The sequence below is a fragment of the Winogradskyella alexanderae genome (genome assembly GCF_020166335.1).
GTDB lineage: Bacteria > Bacteroidota > Bacteroidia > Flavobacteriales > Flavobacteriaceae > Winogradskyella > Winogradskyella alexanderae.
Map to the genome: position 1 here is coordinate 39,314 of NZ_JAIUJR010000010.1, position 23,159 is coordinate 62,472.

22 protein-coding genes are annotated in these 23,159 nt (G+C 35.4%); 12 read left to right on the forward strand and 10 right to left on the reverse strand.

Features of this window, described 5'->3' with window-relative positions; translation table 11 throughout:
- A complete protein-coding gene (locus LBU54_RS13425; RefSeq protein WP_224530800.1) occupies positions 1-1,059 on the reverse strand; it encodes a 3-oxoacyl-ACP synthase III family protein in 1,059 nt (352 codons plus the stop codon).
- A 172-nt stretch (positions 1,060-1,231) separates the two neighbouring features.
- On the reverse strand, positions 1,232-4,081 hold the full coding sequence (gene gcvP, locus LBU54_RS13430) for an aminomethyl-transferring glycine dehydrogenase (protein WP_224530803.1): 2,850 nt from the start codon (positions 4,079-4,081) through the stop codon (positions 1,232-1,234).
- Positions 4,082-4,251: 170 nt separating this feature from the next.
- On the opposite strand from gcvP, the gene LBU54_RS13435 reads away from it, so the two are divergent.
- On the forward strand, positions 4,252-5,034 hold the full coding sequence (locus LBU54_RS13435) for a UbiA prenyltransferase family protein (RefSeq protein WP_224530807.1): 783 nt from the start codon (positions 4,252-4,254) through the stop codon (positions 5,032-5,034).
- On the opposite strand, the gene LBU54_RS13440 is transcribed toward LBU54_RS13435, so the two are convergent.
- From LBU54_RS13440 to LBU54_RS13460, 5 genes are all read right to left on the reverse strand, one after another.
- Positions 5,014-5,274: a hypothetical protein gene (locus tag LBU54_RS13440; RefSeq protein ID WP_224530808.1), complete on the reverse strand. Its 261-nt coding sequence runs from the start codon at positions 5,272-5,274 to the stop codon at positions 5,014-5,016. The two genes, LBU54_RS13435 and LBU54_RS13440, sit on opposite strands and share 21 nt — an antisense overlap.
- Before the next feature lie 4 nt (positions 5,275-5,278).
- Complete coding sequence (locus LBU54_RS13445; RefSeq protein ID WP_224530810.1) at positions 5,279-5,833, reverse strand: sigma-70 family RNA polymerase sigma factor; 555 nt, start codon at positions 5,831-5,833, stop codon at positions 5,279-5,281.
- A gap of 63 nt (positions 5,834-5,896) precedes the next feature.
- Positions 5,897-7,927 (reverse strand): M3 family metallopeptidase, encoded by a 2,031-nt coding sequence (locus LBU54_RS13450; RefSeq protein WP_224530814.1) that lies wholly within the window; start codon positions 7,925-7,927, stop codon positions 5,897-5,899.
- 182 nt (positions 7,928-8,109) lie between these two features.
- On the reverse strand, positions 8,110-8,589 hold the full coding sequence (gene purE / locus LBU54_RS13455) for a 5-(carboxyamino)imidazole ribonucleotide mutase (protein WP_224531175.1): 480 nt from the start codon (positions 8,587-8,589) through the stop codon (positions 8,110-8,112).
- 3 nt (positions 8,590-8,592) lie between these two features.
- On the reverse strand, positions 8,593-9,747 hold the full coding sequence (locus LBU54_RS13460; RefSeq protein WP_224530817.1) for a 5-(carboxyamino)imidazole ribonucleotide synthase: 1,155 nt from the start codon (positions 9,745-9,747) through the stop codon (positions 8,593-8,595).
- A gap of 153 nt (positions 9,748-9,900) precedes the next feature.
- On the opposite strand from LBU54_RS13460, the gene LBU54_RS13465 reads away from it, so the two are divergent.
- From LBU54_RS13465 to LBU54_RS13515, 11 genes are all read left to right on the forward strand, one after another.
- Entirely contained in the window at positions 9,901-11,010 is a 1,110-nt protein-coding gene (locus LBU54_RS13465) for an adenylate kinase (RefSeq protein WP_224530820.1), read from the forward strand.
- A gap of 10 nt (positions 11,011-11,020) precedes the next feature.
- The gene (locus tag LBU54_RS13470; RefSeq protein WP_224530840.1) at positions 11,021-11,227 is read left to right on the forward strand and encodes a PLDc N-terminal domain-containing protein; all 207 of its coding nucleotides are present in this window, start codon (positions 11,021-11,023) and stop codon (positions 11,225-11,227) included.
- A gap of 50 nt (positions 11,228-11,277) precedes the next feature.
- Complete coding sequence (obgE, locus tag LBU54_RS13475; RefSeq protein ID WP_224530843.1) at positions 11,278-12,276, forward strand: GTPase ObgE; 999 nt, start codon at positions 11,278-11,280, stop codon at positions 12,274-12,276.
- Between the two features lie 8 nt (positions 12,277-12,284).
- Positions 12,285-12,998 (forward strand): ion transporter, encoded by a 714-nt coding sequence (locus tag LBU54_RS13480; RefSeq protein ID WP_224530846.1) that lies wholly within the window; start codon positions 12,285-12,287, stop codon positions 12,996-12,998.
- A 48-nt stretch (positions 12,999-13,046) separates the two neighbouring features.
- Positions 13,047-13,568, forward strand: coding sequence for a DUF4136 domain-containing protein (locus tag LBU54_RS13485; protein WP_224530849.1), 522 nt, complete (start codon positions 13,047-13,049; stop codon positions 13,566-13,568).
- 18 nt (positions 13,569-13,586) lie between these two features.
- Positions 13,587-14,540: a tetratricopeptide repeat protein gene (locus tag LBU54_RS13490; RefSeq protein ID WP_224530852.1), complete on the forward strand. Its 954-nt coding sequence runs from the start codon at positions 13,587-13,589 to the stop codon at positions 14,538-14,540.
- 114 nt (positions 14,541-14,654) lie between these two features.
- A complete protein-coding gene (locus LBU54_RS13495; protein ID WP_224530857.1) occupies positions 14,655-15,329 on the forward strand; it encodes a TetR/AcrR family transcriptional regulator in 675 nt (224 codons plus the stop codon).
- A gap of 3 nt (positions 15,330-15,332) precedes the next feature.
- Positions 15,333-16,994, forward strand: coding sequence for a peptidase domain-containing ABC transporter (locus LBU54_RS13500; protein ID WP_224530876.1), 1,662 nt, complete (start codon positions 15,333-15,335; stop codon positions 16,992-16,994).
- Between the two features lie 12 nt (positions 16,995-17,006).
- A complete protein-coding gene (locus LBU54_RS13505) occupies positions 17,007-18,356 on the forward strand; it encodes an HlyD family secretion protein (protein WP_224530879.1) in 1,350 nt (449 codons plus the stop codon).
- 3 nt (positions 18,357-18,359) lie between these two features.
- On the forward strand, positions 18,360-19,763 hold the full coding sequence (locus LBU54_RS13510) for a TolC family protein (protein ID WP_224530881.1): 1,404 nt from the start codon (positions 18,360-18,362) through the stop codon (positions 19,761-19,763).
- A 67-nt stretch (positions 19,764-19,830) separates the two neighbouring features.
- Positions 19,831-21,183, forward strand: a complete 1,353-nt coding sequence (locus LBU54_RS13515) for a UDP-N-acetylmuramate--L-alanine ligase (protein WP_224530883.1) — start codon at positions 19,831-19,833, stop codon at positions 21,181-21,183.
- A 3-nt stretch (positions 21,184-21,186) separates the two neighbouring features.
- On the opposite strand, the gene LBU54_RS13520 is transcribed toward LBU54_RS13515, so the two are convergent.
- The 3 genes from LBU54_RS13520 to LBU54_RS13530 are packed head-to-tail and all read right to left on the reverse strand — an operon-like array spanning position 21,187 to position 23,133.
- Entirely contained in the window at positions 21,187-22,074 is an 888-nt protein-coding gene (locus LBU54_RS13520) for a dienelactone hydrolase family protein (protein ID WP_224530886.1), read from the reverse strand.
- 7 nt (positions 22,075-22,081) lie between these two features.
- Complete coding sequence (locus LBU54_RS13525; RefSeq protein ID WP_224530888.1) at positions 22,082-22,690, reverse strand: FMN-binding negative transcriptional regulator; 609 nt, start codon at positions 22,688-22,690, stop codon at positions 22,082-22,084.
- A complete protein-coding gene (locus LBU54_RS13530) occupies positions 22,690-23,133 on the reverse strand; it encodes a DUF1569 domain-containing protein (RefSeq protein WP_224530890.1) in 444 nt (147 codons plus the stop codon). Before LBU54_RS13530 ends, LBU54_RS13525 begins: the two co-directional genes overlap by 1 nt.
- Between the last annotated feature and the right edge of the window lie 26 nt (positions 23,134-23,159).

The following is a 23,159-nucleotide window of genomic DNA, read 5'->3' on the forward strand; positions in this document are numbered from 1 at the left end:
CTAGTACTTGTAAACAACCGCATTAATATGCATACCAGCACCTACACTTGCGAAAATAATTACATCGCCTTTATTAATTTGATGCTCTTCAAGTTTGTTGTTTCGGATTAAATCAAAAAGTGTTGGTACAGTAGCAACAGAACTATTTCCAAGCTTATGGATGCTCATAGGCATAATGCCCTCAGGTGCTTTTGCTTTGTAAAGTCTATAGAAACGTTTAATGATGGCTTCATCCATTTTTTCATTTGCTTGATGAATCAATACCTTTTTTACGTCAGCTATATCCACACCGCTTTTATCCAGGCAGTATTTCATGGCTTGTGCAACATTGGTAAGTGCAAATTCATAAATTTTTCGACCGTGCATTTTTATATAACGTGTATCCTTGCACAGGTCTTTATTGTTAGAGTTGCCAAAATATAGGTAATAGGCTTCATCATAAGTAAATGACGCCGACTCGTGTGCTAATATGCCACCTTCTTCATCTGTTGCCTCTACAATACCAGCACCTGCACCGTCTGAGTATATCATTGAATCTCTGTCATGTTTATCAACAACTCTTGAGAGGGTTTCAGTACCTATAACAAGACATTTTTTAGCCATTCCGGCTTTTATAAATGCATGGGCTTGGATAACACCTTCAATCCATCCAGGACAACCAAATAAGATATCATATGCAACGCATTTTGGATTTTTTATCTTTAATCTATGTTTAATTCTTGAAGCTAGACAAGGTAAAATATCACTTTGTATGGCATTTGCCTTTACATCGCCAAAATTATGAGCACAAATTATATAGTCTATTTCTTCTTGGTCAATATTCGCGTCATCTATCGCTTTTTGAGCCGCTAAAAATCCTAGGTCAGAAGCGGTTAGATTATCATCTGCATATCTACGTTCAACAATACCAGTAATTGCTTTAAATTTTTCTACAATCACTTCATTTGGATGGTTGATGGAACTTCCATCTGCGTTTAGAAATTTATGTTGATGAAAATCTTCGTTTTTCTCAATATTTTTTGGGATATAACTACCTGTTCCTGTTATTCTAATTGCCATAAGTATTCATTTTCACATTTACGAAACTAACCAATATTAAAGAGTAATTTTTGGTTTTGGTATTGATTACATAAATTTTTAGGGATTTCTTAAAAAAAATTAGAATTACTATATAAAATGCAAAAAAGCACTTAATTAAGTGCTTTTTTGATTATTTAAAAATTTTAAAATATTAAGCTTCGACGTATTCTTCAATAGGAGCACAGCTGCATACCAAATTACGATCGCCATAAGCTTCATCCACACGTCTTACAGTTGGCCAGAACTTATTGTCTCTAACAAAGTCTAATGGAAATGCCGCTTTTTCTCGAGAATAAGGCAGTAGCCATTCATTTGCTGTTAACATTTCAAGTGTGTGTGGTGCGTTTTTTAAAATATTATTTGGTTCTTCAATACTTGTTTCATCAATTTCTTTTCGAATTGAAATCATAGCGTCGCAAAAACGATCCATTTCAGCTTTACTTTCACTTTCAGTTGGTTCAATCATCATTGTACCTGCAACTGGGAAAGACACTGTCGGTGCGTGGAATCCATAATCCATAAGGCGTTTTGCAATATCAACAACTTCAATTCCTCTAGATTTAAAATCGCGACAGTCAATAATCATTTCGTGTGCTGCTCTACCATGTTCACCTGTGTACAAGGTATCGAAATAACCTTCTAATCGCTCTTTAATGTAATTTGCATTTAAGATTGCTACCTCAGTAGACTCTTTTAATCCTTGTGCACCAAGCATTTTTATATATCCATATGAAATGATGCACGCTAAAGACGAACCAAAAGGTGCAGCGGAAATGGCTGAGATAGCTTGATGGCCTCCAGTTTTGATGATAGGATTTCCAGGCAAAAACGGTACCAACTGCTTTGCAACACAAATTGGTCCAACTCCAGGTCCACCACCACCATGAGGTATAGCAAATGTTTTGTGCAAATTCAAATGACAAACATCTGCCCCAATATTTCCTGGATTTGTTAAACCTACCTGAGCATTCATATTGGCGCCATCCATATAAACCTGCCCACCGTTATCGTGAATGATCTGAGTTATTTCTTTAATAGCAGATTCGTATACACCATGAGTTGATGGATAAGTGACCATTAATGCGGACAAATTATCTTTGTGCATCTCTGCTTTTTGTCTCAAGTCATCAACATCAATATTCCCATCTTCAGATGCCTTAGTAACCACAACTTTCATTCCAGCCATGACTGCACTTGCCGGATTTGTTCCGTGAGCAGACGATGGAATTAAACAGATATTTCTGTGGTGGTCGCCACGAGACTCGTGATAGGCTTTAATAACCATTAAACCAGCAAATTCTCCTTGAGCACCAGAATTTGGTTGCAAGGAAGTTGCGGCAAATCCTGTTATTTCAGTTAGTTGATTTTCCAAGGTATTGAGCATAAGATTGTAGCCTGCAGCCTGTTCTTTTGGAACAAACGGATGCATATTGCCCCAACTACCCCAACTAAGCGGTAGCATTTCTGAAGCTGCGTTTAGCTTCATGGTGCACGAACCTAAAGAAATCATAGAATGGTTTAAAGCCAAATCTTTACGCTCTAGCCTTTTGATATAGCGCATTAATTCTGTTTCAGAATGGTAGGAATTAAACACGTCATAGGTTAAGAATTCCGAACGACGCTTTAACTGATCTTGTATTGTATTTTCTTCTGAAATAACAGTAATCTTATCTGTTGTTTTTCCTGTTACTTTTTCAAATATTGAAACTATTTCGTTTAAATCTTCAATAGTTGTTGTTTCATTAATTGATATGGTTACAGTATTGTTATCTGGGTAATAGAAATTAACTTGTTTCTTTTCTGCTTCATATTTAACCTTAACGGGATCGGCTTTTATTTGAAGCGTATCAAAATAGTGTGTATTAATTTGTTCCAATCCCAAATTTTTGAGGGAATTTGAAAGTGTAGAAGTTGAGTTCTTTACTTTGGCCGCAATAAATTTTAAGCCTTCAGGACCATGATAAACAGCATACATACCTGCCATTACTGCTAATAAAACCTGTGCCGTACATATGTTCGATGTTGCTTTATCGCGCTTGATATGTTGCTCACGTGTTTGAAGTGCCATACGTAGTGCACGATTACCGTTGGTGTCTTTAGTTACGCCAATAATTCTTCCTGGAACATCGCGTTTATAGGCTTCTTTGGTTGCAAAAAATGCAGCATGAGGACCACCATAACCCATCGGAATACCAAAACGTTGCGTGGAACCCACTACGACATCTGCTCCGAAATTTCCTGGAGCTTCAAGCGTAACAAGACTTAAAATATCGGCAGCGACAGCGACTTTAATATTTGAAGCATTTGCCTTTTCAATAAATGATTTGATATCTGTTATCTGGCCATTTTTGCCAGGATACTGTAAAAGCGCTCCAAAGAACTCATTACTTAGATTGAAATCAGCTTCATTACCAATTACCAGTTCGATTCCAATTGGCGTAGCTCTAGTTTCAAGCAATGCTATGGTTTGTGGCAATACTAAATCTGAAACAAAAAATTTAGACACACCTGCTTTTTTCTGAGCCCTATCTCTCACAGCAAATAACAATCCCATTGCTTCCGCAGCTGCAGTACTTTCATCTAGTAGTGATGCGTTGGCAATTTCCATTCCAGTCAAATCGATAACCATTGTCTGGAAATTTAAAAGCGCCTCTAAGCGGCCTTGAGCAATTTCTGCCTGATATGGTGTGTAAGCTGTATACCAGCCAGGATTTTCCAATATATTACGCTGTATTACCGCAGGTAAATTTGCTGGGTGATATCCTAAGCCTATATAAGATTTAAAAACTTTGTTGAGTTGTGAAAGTTTATAAATGTGATTCAGGTATTCTTGCTCGCTCATCGCAGGCTCTAATTCTAAATCCTTTTTTAACCTAATTCCAGCAGGAATTGTCTCTGAAACTAGTTGCTCTATGCTTGTCACACCAATGGTGTTTAACATGGCTTTCTGATCTTTAGAACTCGGGCCTATGTGTCTAAGTGCGAAAGAGGTCGTATCCATTCTTTTTAATGCTTTTTTTGATATGCAAAAATACGGAAATACACTCTTTTAAAAGTTAACGAAAACTAAAGTTTTTAACGGATTAATTGGTTTATTAACACAATGGCTATTTTTGTAAGGTGAGTTGGTATAAGCAAATTTTTCATTTTTATATTAATAGCAGCATACATGTGGCCTTAGCAACATATTCGCTGACCTGGATTACATTATTGCAATTTGATTTAGACTACGACCAAATCAGTCTTTACTTTGTGTTTTTTGCTACCATTACTGGGTATAATTTTGTAAAGTATTTCGGCATAGCAAAATTTCATCATCGTAGACTGGCTAATTGGTTAAAAGCAATACAAGTTTTTTCACTTTTCTCTTTTTTTGGATTAGCATATTATGCTTACTACCTTATTCTAAATACCAAGTTTTTAATTGCAATACTTGGAATAATCACCTTCTTATACGCCATACCCCTTTTACCCAGAACCTATTTTGTTGATGACAATAGTAATCTTAGGCAGATTAGTGGTTTGAAGGTATATGTTATTGCACTGGTATGGTCGCTTGCCACTGTATTATTACCAACCCTTCAAAATGAAATAATAGTTAATAACGATGTACTAATTACTGTTATTCAGAGGTTTTTATATGTATTTGTTTTAATGATGCCCTTTGAGATTAGAGATTTGAATTATGATAGTATAAAATTGGGTACAATTCCACAACGAATAGGTATAAAGAAGACTAAAATTATAGGTATTTTAATGTTAATCCCTTTCTTTTTTCTGGAGTATTTTAAGGATGAATTAAAGGCTAATCAAATAATCATCAATTTAATAATCACTTTTATTACTGCTCTGTTTTTAGTTTTTTCAAATAAGGAGCAGTCAAAATATTATAGTGCATTTTGGGTAGAGGCTTTACCTTTATTTTGGCTTGTTTTAGTTTTGGTGTTTCGCTAATTGTTTTTTGAATTTCTTTTGAATGTTGGCACGTTCATCATTTTTTAAACAATTAACCTCTGCTTTTTGCATGACATCGGTAAGTTTTGTGTTCTTTTTGGTATAGGATTTTGTAATGTGACACCAAGAGATTCTTAATTTTAATTTTAAGCGTTCCCAAGATGAAGCTTCACCATATTGAGCTTTGTCACAAATATGTTTTGCCTCATCACAACTAATAAATAAAAAACTTTTTTTCATTTAATTAAAACCAGTTTTTTTCTAAGCAATCAGTTAAAGCTGCACGAGCTCTATGGATGATTACCCAAAGATTAGACGCAGTTATATCCAATTCTTTACAAATAGTTTCTGTGTCATAACCAAGAATTGTTTTCATTTTAAATACTTCTGCCTGTTTCTGTGGCAGTTGATCCAAACAACTTAATATAGCCTCACCCAGTTCAGTGTTTTCCATCTTGTCTTCAGCTGTTTTATCAAAGGGGTCAGCTATGCGCTCTTCTAACCAATCACCCTCAGCTTCGGAACTAGTGCCATAATTCATTCTCACCTCTGCTTTTCCTTTGTTCGAATTTATTCTTCGGTAATAATCGATTATTTTACGTTTTAAAATCGAAACTAACCACGTTCGTTCACTGGCATCACCCTTAAAATTTGCCATTGATTTTAAGCCTGCTAGAAATGTCTCCGAAACTAAATCTTGTGCAATTGCCCTATCACTCACACGACTTATTGTATAGTTAAAAAGGTAATCTGAATATTTGGAAACCCATTTATTTGGATCTAACTGCTGCTTCGGCATTCTCGTTTTTCATTGCTTTTTTCATTACTAATTTAAAAAATTAAATCCATAATGAATAGTATTTTATTTTATCAACCCTGCACGCTTCAACAAGGCCTCAGGCTTTGGTTCTTGCCCTCTAAACTTTATATATAAGGTCATTGGGTTTTCAGTACCACCTTGCGATAATACATAAGTTTTAAACTTATTGGCAACCGTTTTGTTAAAAATACCTTCTTCTTTAAAGTATTCAAACGCATCTGCATCTAGGACTTCCGCCCATTTATAGCTGTAATAACCTGATGAATATCCACCTTGGAAAATATGAGCAAAAGCTGTGCTCATGCAATTTTCTTTAACTTCCGGATAAAGTTGCGTATCGCCAAAAGCTTCTTTTTCATAAGATTTGACATCATTGATATTTGATGGATCAACACCATGCCAAGCCATATCCAACAGTCCGAAGCTTAATTGTCTTAAGGTTTGCATCCCTTCATTAAATGTCGCTGAAGCCTTTATTTTTTCAATTAGCTCCATTGGAATAATCTCACCAGTTTCATAATGCGTGGCAAATAATTTTAAGGTTTCCTCTTCATAACACCAGTTTTCTAAAATCTGACTTGGTAATTCAACAAAATCCCAAAAGACACTAGTGCCAGAGAGACTTGGATAAGTTGTATTGGCAAGCATACCATGTAAGGCATGTCCAAACTCATGAAACAAGGTGGTAACTTCATTAAAAGTCAGTAAAGAGGGTTTGCTCTTTGTAGGTTTAGTAAAGTTACAAACGATAGATATGTGTGGTCTTTCATTTAAGCCATTCTTAATCATTTGAGGTTTAAAGGAGGTCATCCATGCACCATTTCGTTTACCAGCTCTTGGGAAAAAGTCGGCGTAGAATATTGAAACCAATTCACCTTCGGCATCAACCACTTCATAGGTCATGACATCGTCGTGATACGTATCTATAGTGTCAATTTTATTGAAATTAAGGCCAAAGAGTTTATTAGCGACAGTGAATGCCCCATTGATTACGTTCTCTAGTTTGAAATAAGGTTTTAATTGCTCATCGTCCAGATCGAACAACTTTTGTTTTAGCTTTTCTGAATAAAAAGCACCATCCCATTTTTGAATTTTCTCGAGGCCATCAAGATCATGTGCAAATTTTTGGAGCCTTTCAAATTCTGCTTTTGCTGCTGGTTTGGCTTTTTCTAACAGTTCGTTTAAAAAATTAGTTACCTTTTCTGGCGTCTCGGCCATGCGCTCCTCCAAAACGAAATGCGCATGAGTTTTATATCCTAAAAGTTGGGCACGTTCGTATCTTAGATTGGCAATCTTTAGTACAATATTTTTATTATCAAGTTCATTGTTGTTGAAACCTTTGCTACCAAACGCAATAGATAGTTGTTTTCTTAGCTCTCTATTTTTCGCATAGGTCATAAATGGGATATAACTCGGGTAGTCTAATGTTATTAACCAGCCTTCAAGTCCTTTGCTTTCCGCTAACTGTTTAGCCGCTTCTTTGGCGCCTTCGGGTAGTCCTTCCGTGTCCTTTTCGTCTGTAATTAGCATCTCAAACTTGTTGGTTTCTGCTAAAATGTGTTCGCCAAACTTAAGTTTTAGCTGGCTGAGCTCCTTATCAATTGCTCTTAGTTTGACTTTTTGATCTTCAGAAAGGTTTGCTCCATTGCGTGCAAAACTTTTATATTTTTTATCAAGAAGTGTTGTTTGTTCAGTATTAAGATCAAGTTTAGATTTTGAATCGTAAACACTTTTAACACGCTTAAATAAATCCTGATTTAAAGTAATATCATTACTAAATTCAGAAAGTAATGGTGAAACTTCTTGAGCAATTTTCTGAATTTCATCATTGGTTTCAGCAGAATTAAGATTAAAAAAGATACTTGAAATTCTATCCAATTCTTCTCCAGAATAATCCAATGCCACAATAGTATTTTCAAATGTTGGTGATTCAGTGTTTTTTACTATTGCAGCTATTTCTGATTTCGCTTTTCCAATCGCAAATTTAAAAGCAGGTAAAAAATCTTCATTTCTTATTTTTGAAAATGGTGCTGTATTATGTTGGGTATCAAAGGGTTTATTTAGGATTGTCATGTGTTACGTCTTAATTTTCTTACTATATTGTTGATAATCTGAACTTTAACGGTTTTTTAATACCGTTTAATTCTTTTTAGTATTTATCTTTTGTTTATTTTTGTAACTCTTTTAGAGCAAAGACTTTTGTTCAAAAAGGATTGGTTAATAGCGAGAAGCCTTGACAGTTGTCGAGGCTTTTTTTATAGGTCCTTTGCTGAGTCTAACACCTTAGCCTTTAAACCTTCCTTGTAACCTAAAATTTTATCTAGAATACTTTGGTCTGCACTACCAAGAATTTGTGCAGCCAAAATACCAGCGTTTTTAGCACCATTAAGAGCTACAGTTGCCACAGGGACACCGCCTGGCATTTGTAATATTGACAAGACCGAATCCCATCCATCAATTGAATTACTACTTTTTACTGGTACTCCAATCACAGGAAGTGGAGAAAGCGAAGCAACCATTCCAGGTAAATGGGCGGCGCCACCTGCACCAGCGATTATTACTTTTATTCCTCGCGTGTGCGCATTTGTACCATAATTAAATAATTTGTCTGGCGTTCTATGTGCGGAAACAATATCTACTTCCACTTCAATATCGAATTCCTTTAAAATATCAATTGCATCTTGCATTACTGGTAGATCACTTTTACTACCCATTATTACACCAACTTTACTCATCATTTATTCGCTTATTACTTGTATTGTTCGTTTAACTTTTTCTGCAATTTCCCGCGCCTTTTCAATGTTCTTATCTACAATGGTTACATGTCCCATTTTTCTGAACGGGCGTGTTTGTTTTTTGCCATAAATATGTGGTGTCACACCATCCATCGCCATTATTTTTTCGATATGTTTATAGACAACATTACCGGTATGTTCTTCGGCACCGACAAGATTAACCATTACACCAGCGACCTTGCTGTCTGTTCTTCCTAGAGGTAATCCTAATATGGCTCTAAGGTGCTGTTCAAATTGACATGTATAGCTTGCCTCGATGCTGTAATGGCCCGAGTTATGTGGTCTAGGAGCTACTTCGTTGACCAATATTTCGTCGTCCTCTGTTTGAAACATTTCAACGGCCAATAAGCCAACATGTTCAAAGGCAGCTGCGGTTTTCAAAGCAACCAACTCTGCCTTTTTTGCAATTTCATCAGGGATTCTGGCAGGACAAATTACATATTCTACCTGGTTGGCTTCGGGATGAAATTCCATCTCAACTACAGGATATGTTTTTAGATCACCACAGGTATTTCTAGCAACAATTACTGCCAGTTCATTTTTAAAAGGTATCATTTTTTCGGCAATACATTCTACATTAGGTAGGTCCAAAAGATCAGTGTAGCGTTTAACAATTTTTACACCCTGTCCGTCATACCCAAATCGTGTACTTTTCCAAACAAAAGGATAACTCAGGCCTCCGTTTTCTACTGCTTCATCAATTTCTGAGGTATATGCAAAACGTGAAAAATCTGCCGTTGGAATGTTATGATCGACATAGAATAATTTTTGATGCGCCTTGTTTTGTATGGTTTTAAGTGTTTTTGAAGATGGATATACTTTTATGCCTTCATTTTCTAGAGCTTCAAGGGCATCTACATTAACATTTTCAATTTCAATAGTGAGAACATCAACCTTTTTGCCAAACGCAACAACCGTTTCAAAATCCATTAAGTCACCAACCATAAATTCATCGCATGCTAATCTTGCCGGAGCATCTTTATTTGGGTCTATAACGCAGGTATAAACATCAAATTTACGAGTAGTGTACAACACCATTTTGCCTAATTGGCCACCGCCTAAAATCCCAAGTTTAAATTTTGAAGAAAAGTAGTTCATCTGCTAATTCTACTTTGATGGAGTTCTATAATTAAATTATCAAGTTTGTGGCAAAAATACACTAATTATGCTACATTTTTTTAAAATCACAATTCAAAAATAGTCTAACGTTAATCAAATGATTATCTTTGTTTTTCTAAAATTTAATACAACTTGATTAAGCTTCACGATTTATATTTCAAGCCTTTTATTTCTGAAGAGGAAATTCAAGAGGCCATACAAAAAATGGTGGATGAAATTGTTGATGATCTGGGAGATGAAATGCCGGTTTTTGTTGGGATACTCAATGGATCATTTATGTTGGTTAGTGACTTTGTGAAGTTGTACCCCAAACCTTGTGAAGTTACTTTTATTAAACTCGCCTCTTACGAAGGGGTTAAATCAACAGAAGACATTCAACGTTTAATAGGTTTAACACAAGATCTTACAGGCAGGACAGTAGTGATTTTGGAAGATATTATTGATTCTGGAAATACGTTAGAAGAGGTTCATAGAATATTTAGAAATGAAAACGTAAAACAGCTTTTAATAGCAACGCTTTTCTATAAACCAGAAGCTTACGATAAAGACTACAAACTCCATTATATTGGAATGGAAATACCGAATAAATTTATAGTAGGCTATGGTTTGGATTACAAAGGATTAGGGAGAGACATGCCAGCTGTATATCAATTAAAAACAACGCAATATATGACTAATCTTGTTTTATTTGGCCCTCCAGGCGCAGGCAAAGGAACACAAGCTAATTTTTTAAAGGAAAAATATGATTTAGTACACATTTCTACAGGAGATGTCTTTAGGTACAACATTAAAAACGAAACAGCCTTAGGTATGTTAGCTAAATCCTATATGGACAAAGGAGAATTAGTCCCTGATCAGGTCACTATTGATATGTTGAATAAAGAAGTTGAGAAAAATTCTGATGCAAAAGGATTTATTTTCGATGGTTTTCCCAGAACAAATGCGCAAGCTAAAGCCTTAGATCAATTAATGGAGTCAAAAGATTCGCAGATTAATGCAATGGTAGCCTTAGAGGTGGATGATGAGGTTTTAGTACAACGCTTGTTAGAGCGTGGTAAAACAAGTGGTAGGGCAGACGACGCAGATGAGAGCATCATTCGAAATAGAATTAAGGAATACTACGATAAAACCGCCATCCTTAAAGACTACTACTCAAATCAGGATAAATATTATGGTGTTGATGGTGTTGGTAGCATTGAGGAAATCACGGTACGCTTGAGTGGGGTTATAGATAAATTATAAATAACAACGCATGTTTTTTATTAATCCTTTAGGAGCCTTAATCATAATAGTGTTGTCTGTTTTATTTTTTCTCTTGCCAATTTTGGCTCTCATTAGCATTTTAAGAAATAAATTTGAAGACAATGACAAGTTAATTTGGGTAATAGTGGTCTTATTACTTCCTTATTTTGGATCTATCATATATTTCATCATAGGTCGGAAGAAAAGACTCTCGTGAAAATTAACACCAAAAATTGATTAAAATTTCCACTTTCGTGGGATACTGACATGACAGAAGGAAATTTTGTAGATTACGTAAAGATGCATGTGGCTTCAGGTAATGGAGGAAAGGGATCTGCGCATTTACACCGCGAAAAATATATCCAAAAAGGTGGTCCAGACGGTGGCGACGGTGGCCGTGGAGGCCATGTTATTCTGAGAGGAAATTCTAATCTTTGGACACTAATTCATCTAAAGTTTAAGCGTCATATAAAAGCGGGTCACGGTGAGCACGGCAGTTCAGGCAGAAGTACAGGTGCTGATGGGCAAGATGCCATTATTGAGGTTCCGTTAGGAACTGTTGTTAGGGATACTGATACAAATAAGATACTATTTGAAATTACCGAAGATGGAGAGGAAAAAATAGTAGCAGAAGGAGGTAAAGGTGGCCGAGGTAATTGGCATTTCAAAAGTGCCACCAACCAAACACCTCGTTATGCCCAACCAGGTATTCCACTTGAAGAAAAAAATATTACACTAGAGTTAAAAGTCCTTGCAGATGTTGGTCTTGTTGGTTTTCCTAATGCAGGAAAATCTACATTGCTATCTGTATTAACTTCAGCAAAACCCAAAATAGCAGACTACGAATTTACAACCTTAAAACCTAATTTGGGAATTGTGAAATATCGGGATTATCAGTCGTTTGTAATGGCAGATATACCAGGTATTATTGAAGGTGCAGCAGAAGGAAAGGGTCTTGGCCACTATTTTTTAAGGCATATAGAACGAAATTCAATATTACTATTTCTTATTCCGGCTGATTCAAAAGATATTGTTGAGCAATATGAAATCCTAATTGACGAATTGAGACGCTATAATCCCGAAATGCTAGACAAAGAGAGATTCGTAGTAATTTCAAAATCGGATATGTTAGATGAAGAATTAAAGTCTGAAATATCAACTATTTTAGATAGAGATCTTGAAGCTGATTATATGTTTATTTCCTCAGTAGCACAGGAGGGTTTAACTGAATTAAAAGATAAACTTTGGGCAATGTTAAACCAATAGTGTAAGCTATGAAGGCATACTTAAAGAGTATTGTAGAATACAACGATAACAGACTTAGTAGGGGCTTTGCTTTTTTTATTCAGTTTTTAATTGTCCTATCTGTTATAACATTTTCTTTAGAAACATTACCAAGTTTAGAACCACGAACGAAAGTTGTTTTGCAATCTATTGAAATCTTTTGTGTAGTGGTATTTACCTTAGAATATTTGGCAAGAATTTATGTGGCAGACCAAAAATTGAGATTCATTTTTAGCTTTTTTGGAATAATTGACCTATTGGCAATCCTGCCATTCTATTTGTCTTTTGGCGTAGACCTCAGATCGTTGAGGGTTTTAAGAATGTTTAGGTTATTTAGACTTTTAAAATTAGTACGCTATAACAGAGCCATGCGTCATTTTAGTAAAGCCATGCTTTTGGCCAAGGAGCAGATAATATTGTTTATGGCCATTACACTTGTCCTTATATATTTTGCTGCTGTTGGCATTTATTATTTCGAAAATGAAGCACAACCAGAACACTTTTCATCAATTTTTGATAGTTTGTGGTGGTCTATTGTAACCTTAACTACGGTTGGTTATGGAGATGTGTATCCTATAACAGTAGGTGGAAGAATCTTTACTTTTTTTATACTCTTAATTGGTCTTGGTATTGTAGCTATACCAACAGGAATAATTTCATCCTCTTTGACTAAAGTCGTAGAATCCAAGGGTGAACTGGAATAGTTAAAATTGAGCTGAAAACCTTCTTTTTTTAATATCTTTAAATTAAAAATGAAAGCGTTAAAATACATCTTACTTTTTGCATTTATGAGTTCCTGTGGTCCTTTAATTTATTATGACTACGAGGAAACCACAGATTTTACTCAATACAAATCTTATAGTTATTTTGATGATATGGAGACTGGACTTAGTGTGTTAGACCAAAAGCGCATTATGCGAGCTATAGATGCTGAATTACAGAAAGTTGGTATAGAACGTAAAACCAATGCTGATTTTTATATTGACATCAGTAGCAGAGATATACAGCCAACAACCAATTCTAGTTTCGGAATTGGAATGGGAGGCACTGGTGGAAATGTAGGAGGTGCAATATCTGTTGGTGTGCCTGTTGGTGGCAATTTACTGTCTAGAGAGATAACAATAGATTTTGTAGATTTGAGTGAAGGCGAAAAACTCGTTTGGCAAGCCGTCTGCGAGTCACTTTACAAACCAAATGATACACCTGAAAAGCGAGACGAACATTTTAATAAATTAATAGGAAGAATATTTAGTAAGTATCCACCCAAGGGTTAATATTAATTCCTAATTGTTATGTACAAGTTAATATGCTTTGTTTTCTTCTCACATATAGGCTTTGGTCAAAGTGCTATTGAAAAGACTCAAAGTTTTATGGAGGCCAAAAAATATGTTATGGCCCAACAAGAAATACAAAACTATCTTGAACTAAATCCAAAAAGTATTAGAGCTATAGAGTTGTTAGGAGATTCTTACGCCTACCAACGCAAATGGGATAGAGCGATTGAGCAGTATAAAAAGCTTAAAGAAAATTATCCTAATAATGCAAACTACCACTACAAATATGGAGGTGCTTTAGGCATGAAAGCAAGAAGTATTAGCAAATTTAAAGCACTAGGAATTATAGGAGACATAAAGCAATCCTTTTTAACTGCGTCCTCATTAGACAAATCGCATATAGACACACGTTGGGCCTTGGTAGATTTGTATGTCTCTTTGCCAGGAATTGTTGGAGGAAGCTACGCTAAAGCTTTAAAGTACGCTGAAGAACTTGAAAAATTATCAAAGGTGGACGGTTATCTTGCGAAAGGATACGTTTATGAATATGATAATGAACCAGAGTTAGCAGAGAAGTATTATAAATTGGCCATTAAAGTTGGTGGATCAGTTACCTGTTATGAGAAACTTTCTAATTTTTATGATAAACAAAAACGACCAGATAAAGCATTAGGTACTCTAGAAATATCTAAAGAGAAACATCAGCGCAATGCCATACATTACCAAATCGGAAAGGTGTGTGCAGAATACAATATTCAATTGGACAAAGGCGAAAAATCTCTAGCGGTATATCTGGCGAATTATTCGGCAAAAGACGGTGTGCCTAAGGAATGGGCCTATTATCGCTTGGCGCAAATAAATCGACATAAAAATGACAAATCCAACGCGCTTTTTTGGATTGAAAAGGCAATTACAGGCTTGCCAAATATAGATGTCTTTCATTCTGAACAAGAGGCTATTTTAAAACTCTAAAAGATTTTTATCAATTCATACCTCACTATTTAGGTGTTTTTATTTTGCTAATTATTTGTTAAAAACGAATTTATGATAGTAATACTATTATATTTGCAGACAAATATTTTAAGTATGATAAATTTACTATCAAATTTAAAGATATCAGTTCCAGATAAAATCTTCATCAAAGATCCAGAGTCTTCTGATTTAGGCAAGCGTATTATTGAGCACAGTATCTTATTGATTGAAGAAATTGGATTTGACAATTTCACTTTTAAAAAGTTAGGAGCCAAAATAGGTTCTAACGAAAGTTCTATTTATCGTTATTTTGAAAGCAAACATAAACTATTACTTTATCTCACATCTTGGTATTGGGCATGGATTGAATATCAATTGGTATTTGCAACGCATAATATCCCAAATAAAAAGGAACAATTATTTAAGGCAATTGAAGTTGTAACTAAATCAATAAAAGAAGATGTAGCTTTTTCCCATATAAACGAGGTTGTATTAAATAGAATTATTGTAAATGAATATTCTAAAAGCTACCTGACTAAAGAGGTAGATAATGAGAACGAAGAGGGATATTTTGCAATTTATAAGCGACTAATAACACGACTAAGCGGTATTATCTCAAATGTAGATAACTCTTATGAATACCCTTTGAGTTTAGCCAGTACAATTGTTGAGGGTGCATTACATCAGCATTTTTTAAAATCGCATTTTAGGACAATTACAGATTGCGACCAAGATATTACACCAACTGATTTCTTTACGAACCTAACCATAAAAGTTTTAAATATTTAACAGATGAACACAAAAAAAACGATCTTAACACCTTGGCAGAGATTCATTGGGATTTTGAGATTAGAAAAGAAGGATTTACTCCAGGTTATTTATTATGCTGTTTTTTCTGGTCTTATTAGCCTAACATTGCCACTTGGAATACAGGCAATTATAAACTTAATTCAAGGTGCTCAGGTAAGCACATCTTGGATTGTATTGGTTGTATTGGTAACACTTGGTGTAGCTTTTGTTGGTGTTTTACAAGTTATGCAAATGCGTATCATAGAAACTGTACAACAGCGCATATTTATGCGTGCATCGTTTGAGTTTACATACCGCTTTCCTAAAATAAGAATGGATGAGTTGCGTAACTACTATCCACCAGAGTTAGCCAACCGATTTTTTGATGTCTTAACAGTACAAAAAGGTTTGGCAAAACTACTTATTGATGTACCAACTGCGGTACTTCAAATTGTGTTTGCATTAATTTTATTATCATTTTACCATCCATTTTTCATTGCTTTTGGTATTCTGCTAATAATTCTCATTTACATTGTTTTTAAGTTTACCATCCAAAAGGGTATGCAGACAAGTCTACAAGAATCCAAGAAAAAATATATGGTGGCACATTGGATTCAAGAAGTTGCGCGTGCAATAACGAGTTTTAAAGTATCTGGCAAAACATCATTAGCCCTAGATAAAAACGACAAATTAGTAGACGGGTATCTCGTAGCAAGAGAAAGTCACTTCAAGATTTTGATCTTACAATTTATCCAGATGGTTGGTTTTAAGGTAATTGTTACTGCAGGCCTTTTATTAATAGGTGGGTTACTAGTTTTAAGCCAAGAAATGAATATTGGTCAATTTGTTGCAGCAGAATTAATCATACTATTGGTAATTGGATCGGTGGAGAAGCTCATTCTTGGTTTAGAGCCATTCTATGATGTATTAACGTCTTTAGAAAAAATGGGTCAGGTCGTAGATAAAAAAATAGAGGGTCTTGAAGGTATTAAAATTGATGAATCACAAGACCTTAAAATAGAACTCGAAAAGGTTAGTTATCATGTTCCTAATAGATCTATCCATATATTAAAGGATATTTCGTTGACGATTACACCAGCTAGTAGAGTTTTAATTCAAGGTCCAAGTGGTTCAGGAAAATCAAGTTTATTAAGAATTATTTCTGGTATTATAGAACCTACATCAGGACGAATATTTGTTAACGACGAAGCATTGCAGAATATACAGTTAAATAGTTACCGTTCACTATTAGGTCTTACCTTATCTGAAGAAACACCATTTGAAGGAAGTATACGAGACAATTTAACCTTAGCTGATGCCAATATTTCAGACCATGAAATACAAGATGTGATTGAAAAAGTAGGTTTGAGGGATTATTTAAAAGAAACAGAAAGAGGCCTAGAAACCATAATTTATCCAGAAGGTAGGCAAATGTCCTTTACGACGGCTAAGAAAATGATTTTGGCGCGTGCTATTCTTAAAAAACCAAAGGTCTTAATTTTAGAGGAACCTTTAGAGCACTTTGAGCAGAAAGAAGCACAACGATTAATAACCTTATTAACTGATGCTAACAATCCATGGGCTTTAATTGTAGTAAGTTTTAATCCAGATTGGGCTAGTCAATGTACAGATGTGATTACACTTGAGAAAGGTGAAATAATTTAAAGAGGAAAGATTATGCTAAATATATCCAGAAATCCATTAAACAAGTCAGTAGATTTAGGCAAGTATAAGTCTAGTGTTCATGTATTTAATAAAACATACTATAAATACTTCAGAAGGTTTTTGTCAGCATTTGCGATAGTTGGTATAATAATTTTGTTTCTGCCGTGGACACAAAATATCTCTGGTAGAGGACAAGTAACGTCACTTACACCAGGACAGCGACCACAAACCATACAGTCACCAATTCCTGGTAGTATACAGAAATGGTATGTGAGAGAAGGGCAAACAGTGAAGAAAGGTGATACCATAATGCAAATTTCCGAGATAAAAAGTGAGTATTTTGATCCTAATCTTGTTGAACGTACTCAACAACAACGTAATTCAAAGGAATTTTCAGCGAGATCTTATCAAGAAAAAGTAAAAGCACAAGAGATAAGAATAAAGGCGCTTCAATCTGAACGTGTTTTAAAATTGGAGCAGGCACAAAACAAGTTGGCGCAGGCGAAGCAGAAAGTAAAGGCAGATAGTATAGATTTGGTTGCTGCACGTACCAATTTGAAAATAGCACAAATTAAATATAACCGAGCAGACAGTCTTTTTCAAGATGGCTTCACAGCAAGAAAAAATGTAGAAGATGCGGCGATTAAGCTACAGGAGACTCAAGCAAAAGAAACGTCTCAAGAAGCTAAATTACTGGTGAGTAAAACCGAAGTTACAAATGCCAAGCTAGAAATAAACAGGGTAGAGCAAGAATTTGCAGATAAGATTTCTAAAGCGCGTAGTGAAAAGTTTTCAGCCCAATCCAGCCAATTTAGTACTGAAGCTGATGTTCAAAAATTAGAAAACATGGTTTCTAATTATTCTCTCAGAAGAGACATGCTGTTTATTACAGCACCATATGATGGTTTTATAAATACGGCTTTTCGCGGTGGCGTTGGCCAAACGTTCAAGGAAGGAGAGAAATTGGTGGGAATTATCCCAGAAAATATAGAATTGGCTGTAGAAACCTTTGTCCGCCCGATAGACTTACCACTAATTCATAAGGGAGAGAAAGTACGGGTTCAGTTTGATGGTTGGCCTGCAATTATCTTCAGTGGATGGCCAAATGTATCCTATGGTACCTATGGCGCTGAGGTCGTTGCGGTGGAGCGCTTTATTAGTCCAAATGGAAGATTTAGGGTCTTGTTAAAGCCAGATCCAGAGGATCACCCTTGGCCAAAGGAAATTAGAGCTGGCTCAGGGGCTTTTACCATGGCTTTACTGGAGGATGTACCAATTTGGTTCGAGCTATGGCGACAACTAAATGGTTTCCCTCCAAACTATTATCAGCCTGTTGAGGATACAAAATCTAAAATGAAATAAAACATGCGTTTTAAACTATTTGTAATACTTGTTTGTTTTGGGTTTTTAAGCGGTGCGCAAACGGAAGAACTGGCTAATGTTCTCAGATTTGATGAGTTCCTCGGGTATGTTAAAAAATTTCATCCAATTGTTAAGCAAGCAGAGCTTGTAATAGATGAAAGCCAAGCAAAGCTTATGAAATCAAGAGGTGCTTTTGATCCTAAATTGGAAGTAGATTACGATCGGAAAAAATTTAAGGGTACGGAATATTTTGATAGACTCAATGGTACCTTTAAAATACCTACATGGTTTGGAGTAGAGCTTAAGGCAGCATTTGAGGAAAACACAGGAGATTTTTTAAATCCAGAAGCTTTCGTCCCGGATGAAGGATTGTACAGTGCAGGTATTGCAGTACCATTGGCTAGAGGTCTATTAATCAATGATAGGATGGCATCACTTAAGCAAGCGCGCTTGTTTAGGGAGCAAGCCAAGGCAGATAGAGATATATTTGTAAACAACATTTTGTTTGAGGCGTCTTTAGTCTATTTTAAGTGGTTACAGGCCTATAATGAGTTGAGACTTTTTGAAGACTTTTTAATCAACGCAGAGTTGCGCTATCGTGGGATTTTACGCGGCGTTGAGGTTGGTGAAAATGCTCAGATTGATGCTACAGAGGCCCGAATTGCATTAAATAGCAGAAAGCTGAGTTTAGAGCAGTCTAGAGTAAAATTAATTAAAGCCTCTTTAGAACTTTCTACATTTTTATGGTTAGAGAATAACACACCCGTGGAATTGCAACCTAATGTAATTCCAGATGTAAATACCGAGCCAATAGTCGATTCAACTTTCAATATTAATCAATTGAGAGAAGAAGAGGCCATAATCGATACACATCCAAAAATGATATCATTAGATTATAAAATCCAGGGCCTTGAAGTCGATACCAGATTAAAAGCTAACAGACTTTTACCTAGAGTTGATGTGGAATATAACTTTTTAACTGAAGTGCCAGAGGTTGCCAGAAGTCTAAATACAGCGGAGTACAAAGGTGGTCTAAACATAAGTTTTCCTTTGTTTTTGCGAAAGGAGCGTGGCGATTTAAAATTGGCCAGGATTAAATTATCAGATACGGAGTTTGAGCGAGATGCAACGCGGGTGAATCTTCAAAATAAGATAGATGCTTTAAAGCAAGAGTTAGATTCTTACGTAATCCAAAATGATATTACACTTCAAATGGTAAACGATTCTGAGCAAATGCTTATTGCTGAAGAACGAAAATTTCAACTGGGAGAAAGTTCTTTGTTTCTGGTGAATTCGCGTGAGTCTAAACTCATCGAAAATCAACTTAAGGCAATTGCAATTCAGAATAAATTTTTTAGTACCAAGGCCAAGTTGTTTAATAGTCTAGCAATTAATCCCGACCTATAATGAGTTGATCGCATAATAATTCGTGACCTTATTTGGAATTTGGTTTTTGTAGTTTGATATTTGTCTCATGAATGTACATTTTATTGCTATTGGTGGTGCCGCAATGCACAATTTAGCATTGGCTTTACAGAACAAAGGTTATAACGTTACGGGTAGCGATGACACCATTTTTGATCCTTCAAAATCTAGGTTAGAAGCCAAAGGCCTATTGCCAAAAGAGTTTGGTTGGTTTCCTGAAAAAATCACAGGAGATTTAGATGCTATAGTTCTTGGTATGCATGCAAAGGCAGACAATCCTGAATTACTCAAAGCACAAGAATTAGGATTAAAAATATACAGTTATCCAGAGTTCTTATTCGAACAATCAAAGCATAAAACACGTGTTGTTATTGGAGGTAGCCATGGTAAAACTACTATTACCTCTATGATTCTACATGTAATGCATTACCACGACAAAGATGTTGACTTTATGGTTGGAGCACAACTCGAAGGTTTTGATGTTATGGTAAAACTTACCGAATACAACGACTTCATCGTATTAGAGGGAGATGAATACTTAAGTTCTCCAATAGATAGACGACCAAAGTTTCATTTATACAAACCAAATATTGCGCTACTTAGCGGTATTGCCTGGGATCATATTAATGTGTTTCCGACATACGAAAATTATGTTGAGCAATTCAAAATCTTTGTTGATTCTATAGTACGTGGTGGTAGTATTAACTACAATGAAGAGGATGAAGAGGTAAAGCGGATTGTCCTTGAATCTGAAAATCAAATACGCAAACTACCATACCAAACACCAGAATATTCAGTTGAAGAAGGTACCACAATGTTGGAAACACCTGACGGCCCAATGCCTATAGAAATCTTTGGTGCACATAACCTCAATAATCTAGCAGGTGCAAAATGGATTTGTCAGCATATGGGAGTTGATGAAGATGATTTCTATGAGGCCATTTCAACTTTCACAGGGGCGAGCAAACGATTGGAAAAAATTGCAGAAACTAATAATAGCGTTGCTTATAAGGATTTTGCGCACTCGCCAAGTAAAGTAGAAGCCACAACAAAAGCGGTAAAAAACCAATATAGCGATAGAACTTTAGTGGCTTGTCTAGAATTACATACGTATAGCAGCCTTAATTCTGAATTTTTGAAAGAATATAAGGGCGCATTGGATCAAGCGGACGTTGCAGTAGTATTTTATTCACCACATGCGGTTGAAATTAAAAAGTTGGAGGAAGTAACGCATAACCAAATCGCTAGTGCATTTCAGCGTGACGATTTGATTATTTATACCAACCCAGAAGATTTTAAAAACTTCTTGTTTTCACAAAACTTTGAAAACAAATCATTACTATTAATGAGCTCAGGAAACTACGGTGGTTTAAACTTCAATGAACTTAAAGATTTGTTTTAAGCTTTAAGTCAAATGCTTTTTGAAGAAAGCAATTGTCCTTTCCCAAGATAAATTAGCTGCTTCTTTGTCAAATCGCGGGGTTGTATTGTTATGGAAACCATGATTAACATCAGGATAAATGTAAGCTTCATGCTCAATATTGTTTTCTTTTAATACGGCTTCGAAATTAGGCCACCCCGCATTTACCCGTTTATCCAATTCAGCATATTGCAACAATAAAGGTGCTTTAATTTTTTTGGCATCTTCATCTTCTGGTTGTCTACCGTAATATGGAACAGCAGCGCCTAATTCTGGTAATCTTACAGCCATCATATTTGAAATCCAACCACCAAAACAAAACCCAACAACACCAACTTTGCCATTACAGTCCTTATGGTTCTTTAAATATTCATAGGCAGCAATAAAATCTTCTAACATTTCATTTCTGTCGCGCTGTCTTTGCATTGCCCTGCCGTCATCGTCATTTCCTGGATAACCACCAAGTGGAGTCAGTGCATCTGGCGCAAGAGAGATAAATCCTGCTTTGGCAACTCTTCGTCCTACATCTTCAATGTAAGGATTAAGACCTCTATTTTCATGTACTACAACAACACCTGATATTTTATTATCTAGATTTTTGGGCTTTGAAAGTAAGCCTTTTATGATACCACCACCATTAGGAGATTCGTAGTTTACATAGTTGGAATCTAAAGTTGGATCATCTGGCTTTACCAATAAGGTATCTACATAATTAGGAGACATAAAACTTAATAGTGAAGAAACCGTTAATCCACCAACAGCATAGAGTGAAAGCTTTTCAACAAATTGTCTTCTATTTAATTTATTATGCGCATAGTCATCGTATAGATCAAATACCTCTTGTTTTATATCTTCTTTTTTAATGTTTTTCATATCCTTGTTATTTGTTGTTAGTTATGGTGAACACCTTGTCTAAAAATTGACTTATACTTTCTTGATTGGCCCTAATTAATTCTTTTCTTGCAAAATTTCTATCACTTGGTTTTTTGTCTTGCGAGAGTTTAAACTTGCCCTCCCAATCTGTAATAGTAATCTCGAACATTTCTATATAATTCAGGTTTCTATTTAGTCTAGGGTTATTAGGCTCTAAAACATACTTGTGATCTGGTGCTTCTAAAAATTCGGTCATGGTAATTAAAGACTGCTTTAAAGATTCTTTGCTTTCAATTGCCTGCACCTTGCCTTTTAGGTGTACTTTAATATAATTCCAAGTTGGTAGTTGAGTAGTACCGTAAATACTAGGTGATATATAGCATTGCGGTCCAGTAAATAAAATGGTCACATCATTGTTATCTTTTAAGAGTTTGGCTTGGGGATTATAGATATCTATATGACCAATAAGTTTGCCATTTTCATAGATTAAAGGTAAATGCGTGATTAAGGGAGTTTTGTTATCTACAGAGATAACAGTAGCCAAAGGATAGGTTTTAATAACCTCAATCATGTGATCTCTATCATTATCCTGGTGATGTTTTGGTGGATAATTCATTACACTCCAAATTGTCTAAGATGATGATCAAGATGTTTGTATTGCATTTTGCCCCATTGGTCTTTTGTTAGTTTACCAAAAGCGGGATGCGGTTGCCAATCTTGCCGATCTTTCTGGTTATTAAGTTCGTTTATCAGATTAACAATTTCGCACTTTTCTTGCTCAAAATCTTTTTCTTCTGTAATCTTAAAACCAGGTGCCGTTGGCAAGTTTTTACGCCACAACTTATCACTGTACATAGCCTTTTTGAATAATAAATTTACGAGCCAATTGGGTTTTACACCGTAATCCTTTTTTTCTAAGATGATGTTTAATGGCATTTGGCAATGGTGTAGCATTTGGCTAACATTCATTCTACCCCATTTTGGCTGTGTGGATTTGTCAAGTTTATTGATTCTAGAGGTTATTTCCTCGTATACACCATCTTCAAAAAACGATTTCATAATTATTGGCATTTAATTGATTCTGA